General features: G+C 74.3%; 1 protein-coding gene. It reads right to left on the reverse strand.

Features of this window, described 5'->3' with window-relative positions; genetic code table 11:
• Nucleotides 1–479, reverse strand: a 479-nt coding sequence (locus RNC47_RS36430) for a (2Fe-2S)-binding protein (protein WP_311605156.1), incomplete at both ends; no start/stop codon positions are given.

The raw sequence follows: 479 nt of genomic DNA on the forward strand, positions 1-479 counted from the left end.
TCGCAGGTGCGCGGGCAGGTCACACAGGTGTCCTCGGGGCGCAGGGTGTAGAAGAGGCAGCAGCTCGCCCGGTCCCGGGTCGGCAGCGACTGCCCCTCGGGCCCGGTCAGCTCACGGAAGCCCGCGGAGCCGACGTACGGCTTGGTGGTGCCGGGGAGCAGCAGCTCCAGCTCGGCCATCGCGCGGCGCTCCTCGCCGAGCAGATGGGCGATGTACCAGAGGCCCTCGACGATCTCGTCGGTCGCCATCCCCCACAGCGCCCGCTTCCCCCGGCGCATACGCGGCCCGAACCCCTCCAGTACCGGTTCCAGGTGCTCGGTCAGGGCGGCCAGGACCTCGGCCCGCAGCGCCGCCTCGTCCGGGACCACCCGGGCGCCGGGCAGATGCGCCGCCGGGTCGTCCGGCAGGCAGGCGAACTCCCGGACCCGTACGGTCATGTGGCCCAGGGCCCGCTGGAAGGCGACGTCCCGGTCGGGGAC

It is taken from the genome of Streptomyces millisiae, assembly GCF_031845425.1.
Lineage (GTDB): Bacteria > Actinomycetota > Actinomycetes > Streptomycetales > Streptomycetaceae > Streptomyces > Streptomyces millisiae.